Annotated in this window: 12 protein-coding genes; 1 reads left to right on the forward strand and 11 read right to left on the reverse strand. The window is 74.1% G+C overall.

Going from position 1 to position 16511, the window contains the following annotated elements:
* Positions 1 to 189 precede the first annotated feature (189 nt).
* The 11 genes from ACEZDG_RS36735 to miaA form a co-directional block, all read right to left on the reverse strand.
* Positions 190 to 2310, reverse strand: coding sequence for an ATP-dependent DNA helicase (locus tag ACEZDG_RS36735; protein ID WP_380519070.1), 2121 nt, complete (start codon positions 2308 to 2310; stop codon positions 190 to 192).
* Between the two features lie 12 nt (positions 2311 to 2322).
* A complete protein-coding gene (locus ACEZDG_RS36740) occupies positions 2323 to 3753 on the reverse strand; it encodes a lysine N(6)-hydroxylase/L-ornithine N(5)-oxygenase family protein (protein WP_380519189.1) in 1431 nt (476 codons plus the stop codon).
* Between the two features lie 51 nt (positions 3754 to 3804).
* A complete protein-coding gene (locus ACEZDG_RS36745; RefSeq protein ID WP_380519073.1) occupies positions 3805 to 4476 on the reverse strand; it encodes a GNAT family N-acetyltransferase in 672 nt (223 codons plus the stop codon).
* Positions 4473 to 6410, reverse strand: coding sequence for an IucA/IucC family protein (locus ACEZDG_RS36750; protein WP_380519076.1), 1938 nt, complete (start codon positions 6408 to 6410; stop codon positions 4473 to 4475). Before ACEZDG_RS36750 ends, ACEZDG_RS36745 begins: the two co-directional genes overlap by 4 nt.
* Positions 6407 to 7936, reverse strand: coding sequence for a pyridoxal phosphate-dependent decarboxylase family protein (locus ACEZDG_RS36755; protein ID WP_380519079.1), 1530 nt, complete (start codon positions 7934 to 7936; stop codon positions 6407 to 6409). Before ACEZDG_RS36755 ends, ACEZDG_RS36750 begins: the two co-directional genes overlap by 4 nt.
* Positions 7933 to 9330 (reverse strand): diaminobutyrate--2-oxoglutarate transaminase, encoded by a 1398-nt coding sequence (locus ACEZDG_RS36760; protein WP_380519082.1) that lies wholly within the window; start codon positions 9328 to 9330, stop codon positions 7933 to 7935. The genes ACEZDG_RS36755 and ACEZDG_RS36760 overlap by 4 nt, the downstream gene beginning before the upstream one ends.
* Positions 9331 to 9545: 215 nt before the next feature.
* Positions 9546 to 11081 carry a GTPase HflX gene (gene hflX, locus ACEZDG_RS36765; RefSeq protein ID WP_380519085.1) on the reverse strand — a complete coding sequence of 512 codons (1536 nt, stop codon included), beginning with the start codon at positions 11079 to 11081 and terminating at the stop codon, positions 9546 to 9548.
* Positions 11082 to 11088: 7 nt separating this feature from the next.
* Positions 11089 to 13416, reverse strand: a complete 2328-nt coding sequence (locus ACEZDG_RS36770; protein ID WP_380519088.1) for a RelA/SpoT family protein — start codon at positions 13414 to 13416, stop codon at positions 11089 to 11091.
* A gap of 166 nt (positions 13417 to 13582) precedes the next feature.
* Entirely contained in the window at positions 13583 to 14470 is an 888-nt protein-coding gene (gene dapF / locus ACEZDG_RS36775) for a diaminopimelate epimerase (RefSeq protein WP_380519091.1), read from the reverse strand.
* Between the two features lie 44 nt (positions 14471 to 14514).
* Positions 14515 to 14967 (reverse strand): hypothetical protein, encoded by a 453-nt coding sequence (locus ACEZDG_RS36780; RefSeq protein ID WP_380519094.1) that lies wholly within the window; start codon positions 14965 to 14967, stop codon positions 14515 to 14517.
* Positions 14968 to 15183: 216 nt separating this feature from the next.
* The gene (gene miaA / locus ACEZDG_RS36785; RefSeq protein WP_380519099.1) at positions 15184 to 16134 is read right to left on the reverse strand and encodes a tRNA (adenosine(37)-N6)-dimethylallyltransferase MiaA; all 951 of its coding nucleotides are present in this window, start codon (positions 16132 to 16134) and stop codon (positions 15184 to 15186) included.
* Between the two features lie 116 nt (positions 16135 to 16250).
* Here miaA and ACEZDG_RS36790 point away from each other — a divergent pair, with 116 nt between their 5' ends.
* Positions 16251 to 16511 (forward strand): antitoxin, encoded by a 261-nt coding sequence (locus tag ACEZDG_RS36790; RefSeq protein WP_380519105.1) that lies wholly within the window; start codon positions 16251 to 16253, stop codon positions 16509 to 16511.

Below are 16511 nucleotides of genomic sequence, written 5' to 3' on the forward strand. Positions count from 1 at the left end.
TCTCCGTCGGATTCCTGAGCCTTCCCCCAAGCCGCCATGCCGCCTCCGAGTCCCGCGCCACCCCCTTCGGCTGGCCCCTCGGAAGCCTACGCGTCACCTGATCCACTTCTGAAACAGGCTCTAGTCGCCGCGCGCACCAGGACCGTTGACCGCCGCCCCGAGGAGTACGGGGCGGCGGCCACAGCCTTGTCAGCGGGCCCGGACCGGGTGCGGCGGGACGGCGGCGGCGTTGATCGCCGCCAGCGAGCGGCGGACCTGGTTGCGGTCCGTGGTGTACCAGAAGTCCGGCATCGAGGAGCGGAAGAAGCTGCCGTAGCGAGCCGTGGCCAGCCGCGGGTCGAGCACCGCGACCACCCCCCGGTCCTCGGCCGCCCGGATCAGCCGGCCCGCGCCCTGGGCCATCAGCAGCGCGGCATGGGTGGCGGCCACCGCCATGAAGCCGTTGCCGCCGTGCTCCTCGACCGCCTTCTGCCGGGCGCTCATCAGCGGGTCGTCGGGCCTCGGGAACGGGATCCGGTCCATCACCACCAACTGGCAGGCCGAGCCCGGCACATCCACGCCCTGCCACAGCGACAGGGTGCCGAACAGGCAGCTCTCGGTGGAGGCGGAGAAGTTCCGGATCAGCTCGCCGAGGGTGTCCTCACCCTGCAGCAGGATCTCCCCCGGGACGCGCTCGCGCAGCGCCTCGGCGGCGGTCTGGGCGGCCCGCATCGAGGAGAACAGGCCCAGGGTGCGCCCGCCGGCCGCCTCGATCAGCTCGGCCAACTCGTCCAGCATCGCCGGACGGTCGGGCTCGCGGCCCGGCGGCGGCAGGTGCCTGGCCACGTAGAGGATGCCCTGCCGGGGGTAGTCGAACGGTGAACCGACGTCCATCGCCCGCCAGTTGGGGGTGGCCAGCGCCAACGGCTCGCCCACGTCGTCGCGGCCCGCGTTCTTCGCCGCGGCCGGCGCGGCGGCCCGGTCCTCGGTCAGCCGCCCTTCCGGGCCGAGGCCCAGCGAGAGGCCGACGCCGGTGAAGTCGCCGCCGAGCTTGAGCGTGGCCGAGGTGAGGACGACCGAGCGCTCCTTGTAGAGGTTCTCCCGGAGCAGCCCGGAGACGCTCAGCGGCGCCACCCGGAGCGAGGAAGTCCCGGCGCCGAAGCGGTCGTTGTTCTCGATCCAGAGCACGTCGTACTCGGAGCCCTCCAGCATCCGGTCGGTGGTGTCGTGGATGGTCTCCACCGAGGCCAGCGCCTGCTTGCGGACCGCGTCCTCGTCGCTGAGCGACTTGTCCCGCACCTCGCCGATGGAGGTGATCACCGCCCGGCAGGCCTCCCGGATCGCGGCCACCGCATAGGAGATGTTCTCCGGAAGCTCCTCCACCCGGCCCGGCTGGGCGATCTCCATCAGGCCGTGGAAGTTCTCGGCGGCGGCCTGCAGCGCGTCCACCGCCTTCTCGTTGGCCAGTTTGGCGGAGCGCTTGACCGCGCGGTTGACCGCGCCGGTGGTCAGCTCGGCGGTGGCGATGCCGGTGATCCGGGAGACCAGCTCATGCGCCTCGTCGACGATCAGCAGCTCGTGCTCGGGCAGCACCGGCGCGCTCTCCAGCGCGTCGATGGCCAGCAGCGCGTGGTTGGTGACCACCACGTCGGCGAGCTTGGCCCGCTCGCGGGCGGCCTCGGCGAAGCACTCGCCGCCGTAGGGGCAGCGGGTCGCGCCCAGGCACTCCCGGGAGCTGACCGACATCTGCGCCCAGGCCCGGTCGGAGACACCGGGTGACATGTCGTCACGGTCGCCGGTCTCGGTCTCGTCGGCCCAGTCGCGGAGCCGGACGATGTCCTTGCCGAGCTTGCTGCTGGGGCCGCCGAGCACCTCGGCCGGGTCGAACAGGCCCTCGCCCTCGTCGCTCGGCGCGCCCTCGTGCACCCGGTGCAGGCAGAGGTAGTTGCCGCGGCCCTTGAGCATGGCGAACTGCGGTCGGCGGCGCAGCAGCGGGTGCAGCGCGTCCACGGTGCGCGGCAGGTCACGCTCCACCAGCTGCCGCTGCAGGGCGAGGGTGGCGGTGGCCACCACCACCCGGTCGCCGTGGGCCAGGGCGGGCACCAGGTAGGCGAGGGACTTGCCGGTGCCGGTGCCGGCCTGCACCAGGAGGTGCTCGTTGTGCTCGACGGCGGCGGCCACGGCCTCGGCCATGGCGATCTGTCCGGGCCGTTCCACACCGCCGACGGCGGCCACGGCGGCATGGAGCAGTTCCCCGATCCGGGCGGTCGCCGCCGTGGGGGTCGGGGTGGTCTCGGTGGCGCCCTCGCCGGGCGTGGAAAGTTCAGTCATGGCGCGCCCAGCCTAGAGGTCGGCACTGACAGCCGGCGGCCAGGTCGGACGGGAGAAGGCCGTCAGCCCCCTCGGTACGGGCAGCGGGGACGCCGCCGGGACGGTGGGCCGGGAGGCGCCGGCCGGCGCGCCGAAGCTGGTCCAGGCGGTACGGGCCGGGAGCCGGTACACCGGGCGTCCGGCGACGGCGTTGAGGATGGTGGCGGCCCGGTGCGCGCCGAGGCCGAGGTCGGGGGTGCCGACGCCGTGGGTGTGCAGTTCGGCGTTCTGCACATAGAGCCCGCCGGTGACATCGGGCCACAGGCCGACCCGGTGGTCCAGGTCGACCCGGTAGCGGCCCTGCTCGTCCCAGTCGATCACCTCGGCCAGCGGTTCCAGCAGCGCGGGGCGGCGGGCGGCGTGCCCGGTGGCGAGGACGGCCGCGTCGGTGCGCAGCAGGTACTCGGCGCCGGTCTCACGGTGCCGGCAGGACAGCTCCAGGCCGCCGCAGGGGCCGGGCCTGGCGGCCGTCACCTCGGTGCCCGGCAGGATCTCGGCGTCCGGGGCCGCGCCGCCGAGGGTGCGGTCGTAGAGGGCGGCGTGGATCTCGGCGAGGGTGTCCGCGCTGGCGGCCTTGTAGAGCTGCCACTGCGCGGGGACCAGCCGGTCCCTGGCCTCCTCGGGCAGGGCGTGGAAGTAGCGGGTGTAGTCCGGGGTGAAATGCTCAAGACCCAGCTTGGAGTACTCCATCGGGGCGATCGCCCGGGTCCGGGTGAGCCAGCGCAGCCGCGGCCCGGCGGCGTCGCCCCGGCGGCGGAGCAGGTCGAGGAAGACCTCGGCGCCGGACTGGCCTGAGCCCACCACGGTGATGTCGGCCGCCCCGGACAACTCATGACGCATCGTCAAGTACTGCTCGGCATGGTGCACCAGGCCCGCCCGGTGCAGTTCGGCGAACGCCTCGGGGACCACCGGCGCGGTGCCCACGCCGAGCACCAGGTTGCGGGCGGGCACGGTCCTGCCGTCGGGCAGGACCACCCGGAACACCTGCGCCGGCGCGTCCCAGCTGACCGCCCGGACCGGGCTGGCGAAGCGGCAGTTGGGCAGCCGCTCGGCGGCCCAGCGGCAGTAGTGCTCGTACTCGCGGCGGGTCAGGTGCGACTGCTCGGAGAAGTAGAACGGGAACAGCCGGTCGTGCTCCCGCAGATAGGCGAGGAAGGACCAGGGGCTGGTGGGGTCCACCAGCGAGACCAGGTCGGCCAGGTAGGGGACCTGCATGGTGGCCCCGTCCACCATCAGCCCCGGATGCCAGCTGAACTCCGGCTTGGCGTCCAGGAACAGGGTGTGCAGCTCGGGGACGGCGTCGGCGAGCGCGGCGAGCGAGAGGTTGAACGGGCCGAGGCCGATGCCGACCAGGTCGTAGGGCGTGGCGGGCGGGAGTTCGGCGGTGAGGTCCACGGCTGGGATCAACCTTCGTCGGGAGGGGTGGCGTGCGGGACGGCGGCCTGGAGAGCCGGCTCAGTGGCGGTCGTAGACCATCAGGGCGGCGTGCTTGCCGGGGAGGGCGAGGTCCCCGGCGTGCTGGAAGCCGGCTCTGAGGAAGGCGCGGACCGAGGGGATGTTTCTGACGTCCGGCTCGGCGACCACACGGCGGGTGACGTGACGCTCCGTCAGCACCCTTTGTGCGACGGCACGGAGCAGCACCGGGCCGATCCCCCGGCCCCGGCATTCGGGCGGCCCGAGCAGCAGGTGGACCCCGGTGTCGTGCGGCAGCGCCGGGTAGTGCCGGGCGATCGGGTCGAGATCGGCCCGGTACAGCTCCCAGTAGCTCATCGGCGTCCCGTCGAGCAGGCCGAGGCAGGGCACGCTGCGGCCGTCGCCGTCCAACTGCTGGGCCAGGTGGTGCTCGGTCAGTTCGGCCGGTCCGGCGAGGTCCCAGAAGGCGGCGACCACGGGGTCGTTCATCCAGGCGGTGACCTGGGCCAGGTCACGCGGCAGTCGGACCGGCTGGAACCGGAACTGGCCGACCACGGTCTCGGTCGCACCCCAGCGGCCGACCCCGTCCAGCAGGTCGGGCCCGGCCGGGCGGCGCGGCGCCCGGGGCTTGGGCAGCACCCCGGGCTGCTGCGGCTGGACGGTTCCGGGACGGCGGTCGTGGTGGCTGTCCGAGGGCCGGGCCGGGCGGTTCACCGGGCGGCTCCGGCGGCCTGCGGGACGCCCGGCGCGGGCCCGGCGGCCGAAGCCGAAGCGGCGGCCCCGCGTACGGCGACCGAGCTGGCGACCGGGTTGGCGACGGTGACATAGACCGACTGGGTCTCCACTGGGCCGACCAGTTCGTCCAGGCCGTGCAGCCGGGTGAGCAGATTGGCCTTGCAGCGCAGGGTGTCGGCGTCCAGCAGCAGGGCCGGCAGGGTGGAGCCGGTGGCCGCCGCGGCGGGTCCGGCCAGGAAGCGGCGCAGGGCGGCCAGCAGGACCCGTTCGTCCGCCAGACGTTGCGAGCCGAAGGCGCCGATCAGTCCCAGCAGGTGGTTGAAGCCGAGGTAGTAGGCGAAGCGCTCGTCGGCGACGGCGTCCGGGACGAAGGTGTCGCTGTCCTGGCCGATGCCGCGGAGCCTGGCGTCCAGGTCGGCGGCGCGGGAGTCGCGGAAGTAGTAGCCCTGGTTGTCCCGGTAGCGTCCGCCGCTGGGCCAGCCGTGGGCGTCCAGCAGCACCAGGCTGTTCTGCTGGTGCGCCTCCAGGGCGATGCCGGCCTGCCCGTCGAGCCAGAGCAGCGGGAGCACCATCGCGTCGAGGTAGCGCAGGAACCACTCGGTGGCGACGGTCGCGGTGGGGCGGCCGGTGCGGGCGGCCAGGGTGTGCAGCAGTTCGCCGAGCCGGGAGCGGGCCGGGCCTCCGGCGGCGGTGCTGGACGGGCGTTCGGCGACGAGTCCGGCCACGCAGTGGGCCCGGTCGCCGGGGCCGAAGGGGTTCTGCCGGATCACCGTGTCCAGACCGCTGGCGGCGCTCCGGCCGGCCGCGGAGTCGCCGGGGACGGGGAGGTCGACGCCGACCCAGGCCGGGTCGCGGACGATGTCGAAGCCGGGGTGCGCCGCCTGCCACTCACGGCCGAGGCCGCTGTTGAGCAGCCGGTGCACCTCGACGCCCCGGTGCAGTTCCTTGCGGAGGTTCTCCCGGCGGGAGTTGGTGATCCGCAGGCCGAGCGAGAGCTTCAGCATGTAGGGGGTGCCGGGCTGGTAGAGGGTGCGCACCGAGGAGGTGGGGTACCAGGGCCGCCCACTGCTGCCGAGGTCGTGCAGCCGACCCGCGTCCAGGAGCTTGCGGACGGCCGGACGGTGCGTCAGTTCCCTTGCCTGCCACGGATGCAGCGGCAGGGCGACGGTTCCGGGCGGAAGCGCGGGGCCGTCGTCGCCGCGCAGCGCGGCGGTGATCGCGGCGGCGTCCTGCGGCAGCGCCGAGTCGGTGGCGGCGAGGTCGGCGTCGACGGCGAACCAGTGCAGCGGGTGGGCGCCGCGCAGTTCGGGCGAGTAGGCGGCGGTCTCGGCCTCGCCGAGGCCCTCGCGGCTCTTGGGGGTGGGGTGGAGCGGGTGGCCGAGCAGCAGGGACTGCTCGGTGTCCAGGAAGGGGGTGGTGCCGGCGGGCGGCCCGGGGGCCTCCCGGTGCTCGGCGATGAAGCGCGCGGTGCGGCGCACCGAGTCGACCACCCGTCCGGCCAGGTCGGCGACATGGCGCGGGGAGGCCGCTTCGGCCGGGTCCGAGCCCCGGGCCAGCAGCGCGGCCACGGTCACCGCGTCCACCGGGTACCCGGAGCCGGTGCCCGCGACCAGGGAGGCCCGGCCGAAGCGGTGCCAGCCGCAGGCCGACCAGTAGCGGACCGGGACGCTGAGCTGCAGCCCGTCGCCGAGGGCGACCCTGAGCACGCCCCCGGCCGGTTCGGTGACACCGGTCTCCCGCACCCAGCAGCGGAGCAGGCTCTCGGTACCGGCGCAGTCGGCGGCGACGGCGGGGTCCGGGTGCAGCAGCGGGTCGGCTCCTTCGACCTGGATGGTGGCGCGGGCGGTGGGCGGCGCGGCTTGTGGCGCGGCGTTCTGCGCGAGGAGCCCGCCTGCGGTGGCAGCAGTGCTCACGAGTTGCTCTCCTGGTCTTCCTGGGCTGCTTCGGCTTCGTTCTCGGCTTCGGCTTCGGCTTCCATCTCGGCGCCCGCGCTGCGGACCCGCGCGAGCAGGCGGTCCAGATCCGCCGTGGTGGTGTGCGGGTTGAGCAGGGTCAGCTTCAGCCGGACCGATCCCGGGCCCTCGCCCAGGACGGTCCGGCCGACCACGGCGGTCCCGTCCGCGAGCAGTCGTCGCCGCAGGGCGGCGTTGACCCGGTCCGGGTCGGCCCGGGCGGGGAGGTAGCGGAACAGCACGGTGCTGAGCACCGGGGCGGCGGTGAGCTCCAGCGCGGGTTCGGCGTCGATGCGTTCGGCGGCGGCGCGGGCCAGGTCGTGGCAGCGGTCGACCAGCGCGCCGAGGCCGTCCCGGCCGAGGGTGCGCAGGGTGACCGCGATCTTGAAGGCGTCGGCCCTGCGGGTGGTCCGCAGCGAGCGGCCGAGCAGCGAGGTGTAGCCGGCGCCCTCGTCGTCCTCGGGGTTCAGATAGGCGACCCGCTGCTCCAGCGGTGCCAGCAGGGCCGCGTCCCGGGCCAGCAGCACCCCGGCGGCGATCGGCTGCCAGCCGAGTTTGTGCAGGTCGAGGCCGATGGTGTCGGCCTCGCCCAGCCCGGCCAGCAGCGGCGCCAGCCGCCGCGAGAACAGTGCGCCGCCACCGTAGGCGGCGTCGACGTGCAGCCGGACGCCATGGCGCCGGGCGACGGCACCGATCACCGGCAGCGGGTCGATCGCGCCCAAGTCGGTGGTGCCGGCGGTGGCGACCACGCAGACCGGGGTGCGCCCGGCGGCGCGGGTGTCGGCGAGGCCCCAGTCCAGCAGCCGCGGGTCCATCCTGCCGTCCGGGTCGGTGTCGACCGGGACCACGGCGTCCGCGCCCAGGCCGAGGATCGACGCGGCGCGGGCGAGGGAGAAGTGCGCGGCGGTCGAGCAGTGCACGGTGAGCCGCGCCGCCGCGCCGCTGTCCTTGGCGGCGGAGTCGCGGGCCAGCAGCAGTCCCATCAGATTGGACTCGGTGCCGCCGCTGGTGAGCACGCCGACGGCGGCCTCGGGCCGGGCGAAGCCGACGAGCCCGGCCAGCACCCGCAGCACCGCGAGCTCCACCGAGGTGCTGCCGGGGGCCTGGTCCCAGGAGTCCAGCGAGGCGTTGAGCGCGGAGGCGGCCAGGTCCGCGGCGGCGGCCACGGCGAGCGGCGGTACGTGCAGATGCGCGGCGCAGTACGGGTCGGCCGGGTCCGCGGCGGTGGCCGCCAGGGCCTCGGTGAGCAGCCGCAGCGCCTGGGGGTCGCCGGTGTCGGGCAGCAGGGACTGCGGTGCGAGCAGCCCAGCCAGCCCCTCGGCCACCGCGGCCGGTCCGCCGGCGGGCAGCGGGCCGTCCCGGCGGACGGCCCCGTCCCGCAGGGCCGACAGCACCACGGCCAGCAGCGGTTCCAGCGTGTCCGGGCCGCCGACCCCGCCCGCCAGCCCGGCGCCGGCCGGGAGCGGCGCCTCTGCCGGGCCGGTCACCGCTGCAGGCCCGAGCGGGCGGCGGGCAGCGCGGCAGGCAGCGCCGAGGCCGCGTGGACGGCCTCGCCCAGCCGGTCCAGTACCGCGTCGACCTGCTCGTCGGTGATGGTGAGCGGTGGCAGCAGCCGCAGCACGCTGTTGTGCCGGCCGCCGAGCTCGATGATCAGGCCGCGCCGCAGCGCCTCCTCGCGCACCGCCGCGGCGAGGGCGGGCGCGGCCGGGCGGGCACCCAGCGGGTCGGCGTCCGCCTGCGGGTCCACCAGCTCCACCCCGAGCATCAGGCCGCGCCCGCGGACGTCCCCCATGGCCGGCAGCAGGCAGCGCAGCGCCCGCAGCCGGGCCAGCATCCGCTCGCCGACCAGCGCGGCCCGCTCGGCCAGCCGCTCCTCCCGGACGAACCGCAGCGTCGCGGTCCCGGCGGCCATGGCCAGCTGGTTGCCGCGGAAGGTCCCGGCATGCGCCCCCGGCGCCCAGACGTCCAGCTCACCGCGGTAGACGATGGCCGCCAGCGGCAGACTGCCGCCCACGGCCTTGGAGACCACCAACACGTCGGGGACGATCCCGGAGTGCTGGACCGCCCAGAACGCGCCGGTCCGGCCCACCCCGGTCTGCACCTCGTCCACGATCAGCGGGATGCCGTGCGCGCTGGTGATCCGGCGCATCTCACGCAGCCACTCGTCCGGGGCCGGGATCACCCCGCCCTCCCCCTGCACCGCTTCCAGGATCATCCCGGCCGGGGGTTCCACCCCGCCCTTGGGGTCGTCCAGCAGCGAGGCGGTCCAGCGGGCGGCGATCCGCGCGCCCTGCGGCCCGCCGACCCCGAACGGGCAGCGGTAGTCGAAGGGGTAGGGCAGCCGCACCGGCTGCTGCACCGTCCCGGCCAGGCCGGCCCTGGCGTCCACGTCGCCGCCCGCGGCCAGCGCCCCGGCGGTCATCCCGTGGTAGGCGCCGGTGAAGGCCAGCAGCCCGCTGCGCCCGGTGGCGGTGCGGACCAGCTTCAGCGCCGCCTCGACCGCGTCGGTCCCGGCCGGTCCGCAGAACTGGATCCGGGCGTCCCTGGCGAACTCCTCGGGCAGCGAGGCGAACAGCTCGGTGGTGAACTCGTCCTTCAGCGGTGTGGCCAGGTCGAGGATGTGCAGCGGGGCCCCGGAGTCCAGCACCTCGCGGACCGCCTGCAGCACCACCGGGTGGTTGTGGCCCAGCGCCAGCGTCCCGGCCCCGGACAGGCAGTCCAGATAGCGTCTGCCGTCGGCCCCCTCCACCGTCATCCCCCTGGCCCGCACCGGGACGATCGGCAGCGCGCGGGCGTAGGTGCGGGCGGCGGACTCGCGGGCCGCCTGACGGCCGAGGATGGCGTCGGCCTCGGCGGCTGGTGGCAGGACGGTCAGCGGCACGGCCTGGGTTCCTCCTGGCTAGTCCGGGGGCAGGCACCGACCTGTCGGCCACCACCCGGACGGGCGGCGGCGGCAGCTGGGTGTACACCCCCTCGGGTGACGCCCCTTTGGTCTAACGAGAGCGCACCCCCTGAGGTACCGAGGAAATCAAAAGCCGACGGGCGGCCGTTCCTGACCTGCGGGAACGGCCGCCCGTCGAGCGGAACGCCGGTGTCTCAGACGGTCGGCGCGACCGGGGTGTACTGCTCCAGCTCGGCCGCGAGGTCCGCCAGGACCAGGGCCCTGAGCAGGGTGCCCTCGCCGGTGTGCTCCTCGGACAGCAGCTCGCCGTCCTTGTGCACCCGGGAGACCAGGTCGCCCCTGGTGTAGGGGACCAGCACATTCACCTCGACCGCCGGACGCGGCAGCTCCTCCTCGATCAGCCGGAGCAGCTCGGCGATGCCCTGCCCGGTGCGGGCCGAGACCGCGATGGCGTGCCGCTCCCGGCGCAGCAGCCGGGCCAGCACCTCGGGGTCGGCCGCGTCGGCCTTGTTGACCACGACGATCTCGCGCACGTTCTGCGCGTCCACGTCGACGATCACCTGGCGTACCGCGGCGAGCTGCGCCTCCGGCTCGGGGTGCGCGCCGTCGACCACGTGCAGGATCAGGTCGGCGTCGGCGACCTCCTCCATGGTGGAGCGGAACGCCTCGACCAGGTGGTGCGGCAGGTGCCGGACGAATCCGACGGTGTCGGCCAGGGTGTAGACCCGGCCGCCGGGGGTCTCCGCGCGCCGGACCGTGGGGTCCAGGGTGGCGAAGAGGGAGTTCTCGACCAGCACGCCGGCCCCGGTGAGCCGGTTCAGCAGCGAGGACTTCCCGGCGTTGGTGTAGCCGGCGATGGCCACCGACGGCACCTGGTGGCGCCGCCGCTCCTGCCGCTTGGTGTCGCGGCCCTTCTTCATGTCGGCGATCTCCCTGCGGAGCTTCGCCATCTTCTCGCGGATCCGACGACGGTCGGTCTCGATCTTGGTCTCACCGGGGCCGCGGGTGGCCATACCGCCACCGCCGCCGGCCGAGGAGCCGCCGCCACCACCCATCTGCCGGGACAGCGAGGCGCCCCAGCCGCGCAGGCGCGGCAGCATGTACTGCATCTGCGCGAGCGAGACCTGCGCCTTGCCCTCACGGGACTTGGCGTGCTGGGCGAAGATGTCCAGGATCAGGGCGGTGCGGTCGACCACCTTGACCTTGACCACGTCCTCCAGGTGGATCAGCTGGCCGGGGCTGAGCTCACCGTCGCAGACCACGGTGTCCGCACCGGTGGCCTCGACGATGTCGCGCAGCTCCTTGGCCTTGCCGGAGCCGATGTAGGTGGCCGGGTCGGGCCGGTCGCGGCGCTGGATCACACCGTCGAGCACCTGGGATCCCGCGGTCTCGGCCAGGGCGGCGAGCTCCGCGAGGGAGTTCTCCGCCTCCTGGGCCGTGCCGTCGGTCCAGACGCCGACCAGGACCACCCGTTCCAGGCGGAGCTGGCGGTACTCGACCTCGGTGACGTCCTGGAGCTCGGTGGAGAGCCCGGACACCCGTCGGAGCGAGGCGCGGTCGCCGCGGTCGAACTGGTCGCCGTCGTAGTCGTTGCCGCGGTAGCCGCCGCCGAGTCCCTCGTCGAATCCCGCGAGGTCCTCGTCCATCAGTGCGTCCGCGCGGCGGGTGCCGCGGTCCTGCGTGGGGTCCTGCTGCGCGGAGGCTTCGCGGGCTTCGTACGTGGAGGTCATTGCATCCTTAGGAAGGGGAATCGGTTGCGGGAGGCGAGGGAACCGCCTCCACACCGGACAACGCCGCAGCGGTGCCGCGGATTCCCGACGATGGTCGCATGCCCTCTCCGGAACGGTCATCCGGATTATCCGCGGCCTGCGGGACCGCCCGGTAGACGTCGTAGACACCGGCCACCTTCAGCATGGCCCTCATCAGGTCGGGCAGCAGCGCGGGGTCCGGCAGCTCGACCGTGTAGCGGTGGCGCACCCGCAGCTCCTGCGGGGGTTCGACCGAGGCGGAGAAGATGTCCGCGCCGACCGCCGAGATCGCCGCGGTGAGGTCGGCCAGCAGCCGGGGCCGCCCCAGCGCGTCGGCCTGGACCGTGACCATGTAGCCGACCGGGGCGGCGTCCTGCACCCAGGACACGCCCACCGGCACCCGGCCCCCGCCGGCCATGCCGACCCCGGTCGGGCAGCCGGTGCGGTGCACCGCGATCCCGCCCTTGACCGCGAAGCCGAGCAGCGGGTCGGGCGGGACCGGGGTGCAGCAGCGGGCCAGCCGTACCGACGCGCCGGGCAGGCCCTCGGCGACCACGGCCACCGGCTCGCGGACGGCCGAATCGGGCGAGTCCGGCAGCACCGGCGGATCGACGAGGGGACGTTCGACCGCCTGCTGCGGCAGTTCGTCGGCGGAACCTGAGCCGGCCTCGTCGGCCTCCGGATGGTCGGCCAGCCAGCGTTCGATGGCGATCCTGGCGGCGGCGGTCCTGGCGTGCTCCAGCCACTCCCTGGCCGGGCCGCCCTGCTCCTCGGCCTCGGTGAGCACGTCGACCACGTCGCCGTCCTGCAGCCGGGTGGAGAGCGCCGCCAGCCTGCCGCCGAGCCGCACGCCGATACATCGGTGGCCGACGTCCTCGCCGAGCGCGTACGCGGCGTCCACGCAGCTGGAGCCGATCGGCAGCTGCAGCGTCCGGCCGTCCTCGGTGACCACGGTGAGCTCGCCGTCGCCGGAGAGGTCGGCGGTGAGCGCGGACCAGAAGCTGTCCGAGTCCGGGGTCTCCCGCTGCCACTCCAGCAGCCGGGAGAGCCAGCCGGGCCGGGCCGGGTCGGTCCGGTCCAGCTCGTCCCTGGCGGGGCCGCCGCTGTCCTCGGCCCGGGCGGCGGGGCTGTCCAGGGCGACCACGCCGAACTCGGCCACCCGGTGCATCTGCGCGGTGCGCACCAGCACCTCCACCACCTCGGTCGGCTCGGTGGCGACGGCGGTGTGCAGCGACTGGTAGAGGTTGAACTTGGGGGCGGCGACGAAGTCCTTGAACTCCCCCGGCAGCGGCGACCAGCAGGTGTGCAGCTCGCCGAGGACCGCGTAGCAGTCGGCGTTCTCCTCGACCACCACCAGCACCCGGCCGAAGTCGGTCGGCCCCGGCTCGCCGCGGCGCAGCAGGGTGCGGTGCAGCGACACGCAGTGCCGGGGGCGTACCGTCACCTCGGCCTGGATCCGGGCCTCGCGCAGCTGCCGGCGCAGCGCTCCGGCGAACTCGGCGAGCGGGTCCTGGCCCTCGGCCTGCTGGGCGGCCTCCCTGGCGGCGAGCACGGCTCGGGTGGCCGCGTACTCCTCCGGGTGCAGGGTGGCGAAGACGATGTCCTCCAGCTCGGTCTTGACCACCTGGATGCCGAGCCGCTCGGCCAGCGGGATCAGCACGTCCCTGGTGACCTTGGCGATCCTGACCTGGCTGGCCGGCTTCATGTGCCGGATGGTGCGCATGTTGTGCAGCCGGTCGGCGAGCTTGATCACCATCACCCGGACGTCCTCGCCGGTGGCGAGCAGCATCTTGCGGAAGGTCTCCGCCTCGGCGGCGGCGCCGAAGTCGACCTTCTCCAGTTTGGTGACCCCGTCGACCAGGTAGGCGACCTCCTGGCCGAAGCCCTCGCGGACCTGATCCAGCGTCACCGCGGTGTCCTCGACCGTGTCGTGCAGCAGGGAGGCGACCAGGGTGGTGGTCTCCGCGCCGAGCTGGGCCAGGATCATGGTGACGGCCAGCGGATGGGTGATGAAAGGCTCGCCGCTCTTCCGGGTCTGGCCCCGGTGCGAGGCCTCGGCCACCTGGTAGGCCCGGTCGAGCAGGGCCAGATCGGCGCGCGGGTGGTGGGTGCGGTGGGCGCTGAGCACCGGTTCCAGGGCGTCGGCGAACTGCGGGCGGCCCCCGGCCAGCAGCGCGGCGAAGCCGGCCCGGCCCAGCCCGGAGCGGGCCCGGGCACGTCTCAGCCCGCCGGCGGAGCCTGTCGCGGCACCCGGCGGCGGCGCGGTCTTGCGGCCCACCAGCGGGACGGCGGGGAGATCACTGGCATTGACGTTCATGCGCACCTCCGGCAGCGATCACCGGAGTGGTACAGCACCCCGATGGTCCATGCTAGCGATTGCAACACGCTCGGCGATGCGTTGTGTTCCCAACGTCACCTTGATCACCCGTTCGGGGGATTTGAAGCGGGTCAGGAATGGCAAGGCTTACTAGTTTGACCCCGTGTCAGCCGGCCAGCCACCGCTGGTCGATCCCGCCCTCCGCGAGGATCACCGCGGGGCCGGTCATCAGCACGGTTCCGTCCACCTGCTCGGTGATCACCAGCCGTCCGCCCGGCAGGTCCACGGTGTAGGTCACCGGCTGCCCGGTCCTGGCCGGGTCGGCGCCGTCCCTGCGGGCGGCGGCGACCATCACCGCACAGGCGCCGGTGCCGCAGGAGCGGGTCTCGCCGGAGCCGCGCTCGTGCACCCGCATGGCCACGTGGCGCGGTCCGCGGTCCACCACGAACTCCACGTTCACGCCGGCCGGGTAGGCCGCGGCCGGGGCCACCGCGGGCGGGTCGAGCAGCTTGCCCGCGTGGGCCAGGTCGTCCACGAAGACGACGGCGTGCGGATTGCCCATGCTGACGTTGAGCGCCGGCCACTGCCGCTCGCCGACGGTGACCACGATGCCGTCGGGGCCCGGGAGTTCGGCCCGGCCCATGGTGACGGTGATCTCGCCGGGGCCGTCCGGGCCCTCGGCCGCGACCCGCACCGCGCGCACCCCGGCCCGGGTGGCCACGGCCAGCTCGCCGCCCTCGGCCAGACCGGCCGTGACCAGGTAGCGGGCGAAGACCCTGACCCCGTTGCCGCACATCTCGGCGACGCTGCCGTCGGAGTTGCGGTAGTCCATGAACCACTCGGCCTCGGCGGCCATCGGCGCCGCCTCCGGGTGCGCGGCGGAGCGCACCACCCGCAGCAGCCCGTCGCCGCCGATCCCGGCCCGCCGGTCGCAGAGCCGCGCCACCAGCGCGGGCGGCAGGTCGAGCAGGCCGTCCGGGTCGGGGACGATCACGAAGTCGTTCTCGGTGCCGTGGCCCTTCAGGAAACGCAGGCCCTTCAAGATCTCGCTCACCCCACCATCGTAAGGGGGCGGTCGGCAGCGGCGGCCCGGCGGGATCAGCCGCTGATGTGCGAGACCCGCCACACGCCGAGGGCCAGCATCAGCGCGGTGAAGGCGGTGTAGCCGAGCAGTGCGCGCCAGCCGGTCGCGCGTCCCGACCCCTGCCGCGGCAGTCCCGGCCAGCTGTAGCCGGCCCTGCGGGCGGCGATCGCGCCCCAGCCGGCCGAGGCGGCGGTGAGCAGCAGCCCGAGCATCCCGACCAGCGACCCGGCGTCCCCGGACTCGAAGGCCAGCGGGAACGCGAACATCAGCGAGCCGAGGATGGCGAGGGCGGCGATCGGAAGGATCTGCCAGTACTTGAGCCGCCCGGAGGGACGCAGTTCGCGTTCCTGGAAGTTGCCCTCGCCGGTGCTGTCGGCGGGCGGAAGCGGCGTCAGTTCACCGAACGGGAGTCCGACCGGACCGAACGGGTCCTCGGGCAGCCGATGGGTCTCGGGGCCGGTATCCATCGACACACGGCCTCCCTGGTCCCGGTTCCGGCCCTGGCGGCCCGAAGCTCAACTGGCTCTCTCGATGCTTGATGATGGCACGTACATCTCACCCGGCCACGCTCCTCAGGGCCGGATCGGTGATCCGTGGCCATGACGTGATCAGCCTGTAACCGCCGCCCCGCTTCGCGCCGGTGGTGCGCGGGACGCACACCACCGGGCGCGCGGGCGGACGGCTCAGGCCGCGGCGCCGACCAGCTCCAGCGAGCGCCGCAGCAGCTCGTCCCGGTCGCCCGGGCGCCCCTCGTGCTGCAGCCAGTGCACCCGCGGGTCGCGGCGGAACCAGGACTCCTGGCGGCGGGCGAAGCGCTTGGTCGCCCGTACCGTCTCCTCCCGCGCCTCCAGCTCGGTGCAGTCCCCGTCCAGCTCGCACAGCGCCTGCTGGTAGCCGAGCGCCCGGGACGCGGTGCGGCCCTCGCGCAGGCCGACCTCGGCCAGCCGGGCGACCTCGTCGAGCAGGCCGGCCTCCCACATCAGGTCCACCCGGAGGGCGATCCGCCGGTCCAGCTCGGGCCGGGGCACCTGGACCCCGATCTGGACCGCGTCGTAGACCGACTCATGGCCGGGCAGGTTGGCGCTGAAGGGCTTCCCGGTGATCTCCACGACCTCCAGCGCCCGGACGATCCTGCGCCCGTTGCTGGGCAGGATGGCCTGCGCGGCCTGCGAGTCCAGCGCGGCCAGCCGGTTGTGCAGCAGGCCGGAGCCGTGCTCCTCGAGCTCCTGCTCCAGCCGGGCCCGGACCACCGGGTCGGTGCCGGGGAAGTCCAGCTCGTCGATGGCGGCGCGGACGTAGAGGCCCGAGCCGCCGACCAGGACCGGGGTGCGCCCCTGGGCCAGCAGCGCGTCGATGGCCTCCCGCGCCATCCGCTGGTACTCGGCCACGCTGGCGGCGACGGTGACGTCCCAGACGTCCAGCAGGTGGTGCGGGATGCCCTTGCGCTCGTCGACGGTGAGCTTGGCGGTGCCGATGTCCATGCCCCGGTAGAGCTGCATGGAGTCGGTGTTGACCACCTCTCCGCCGAGTTCCCGGGCCAGGGCCACCCCCAGATCCGATTTGCCTGCGGCGGTGGCGCCGACGACGGCGATGACACGGGGGGCACTGGCGCGCGAGGCGGAGACGCTGTTCACCGGGCAAGTCTCGCAAACCCCGGGCGGTGCGGAGCGCGCGGAGCCGCGACGACTCGTACGCTATGGGTAATCATGGGCGGTTTGTCGAATTCCGTCCGGCAGCACGAGGAGCGGTAATGGGTCTCTCTGACACTCTCAAGGGCGCGCTCGACCAGGCCAAGGAGAAGGCGACCGAGCTCGCCGGCAAGCACAGCGCGAGCATCGACTCCGGCCTGGACAAGGTCGGCGAGATGGCGGACAAGGCCACCAAGGGCAAGTACAGCGACAAGATCCACTCGGGTCGGGACAAGGCCAAGGAGACCCTGGACCACATCGCCGAGAAGTCGTCGGCCGAAGCCGCGGAGCCGACCGAGCCGACCGGCCCGCAGGCGTCCTGA

The sequence above is a fragment of the Streptacidiphilus alkalitolerans genome (assembly GCF_042511045.1).
Classification (GTDB): Bacteria; Actinomycetota; Actinomycetes; order Streptomycetales; family Streptomycetaceae; genus Streptacidiphilus; species Streptacidiphilus alkalitolerans.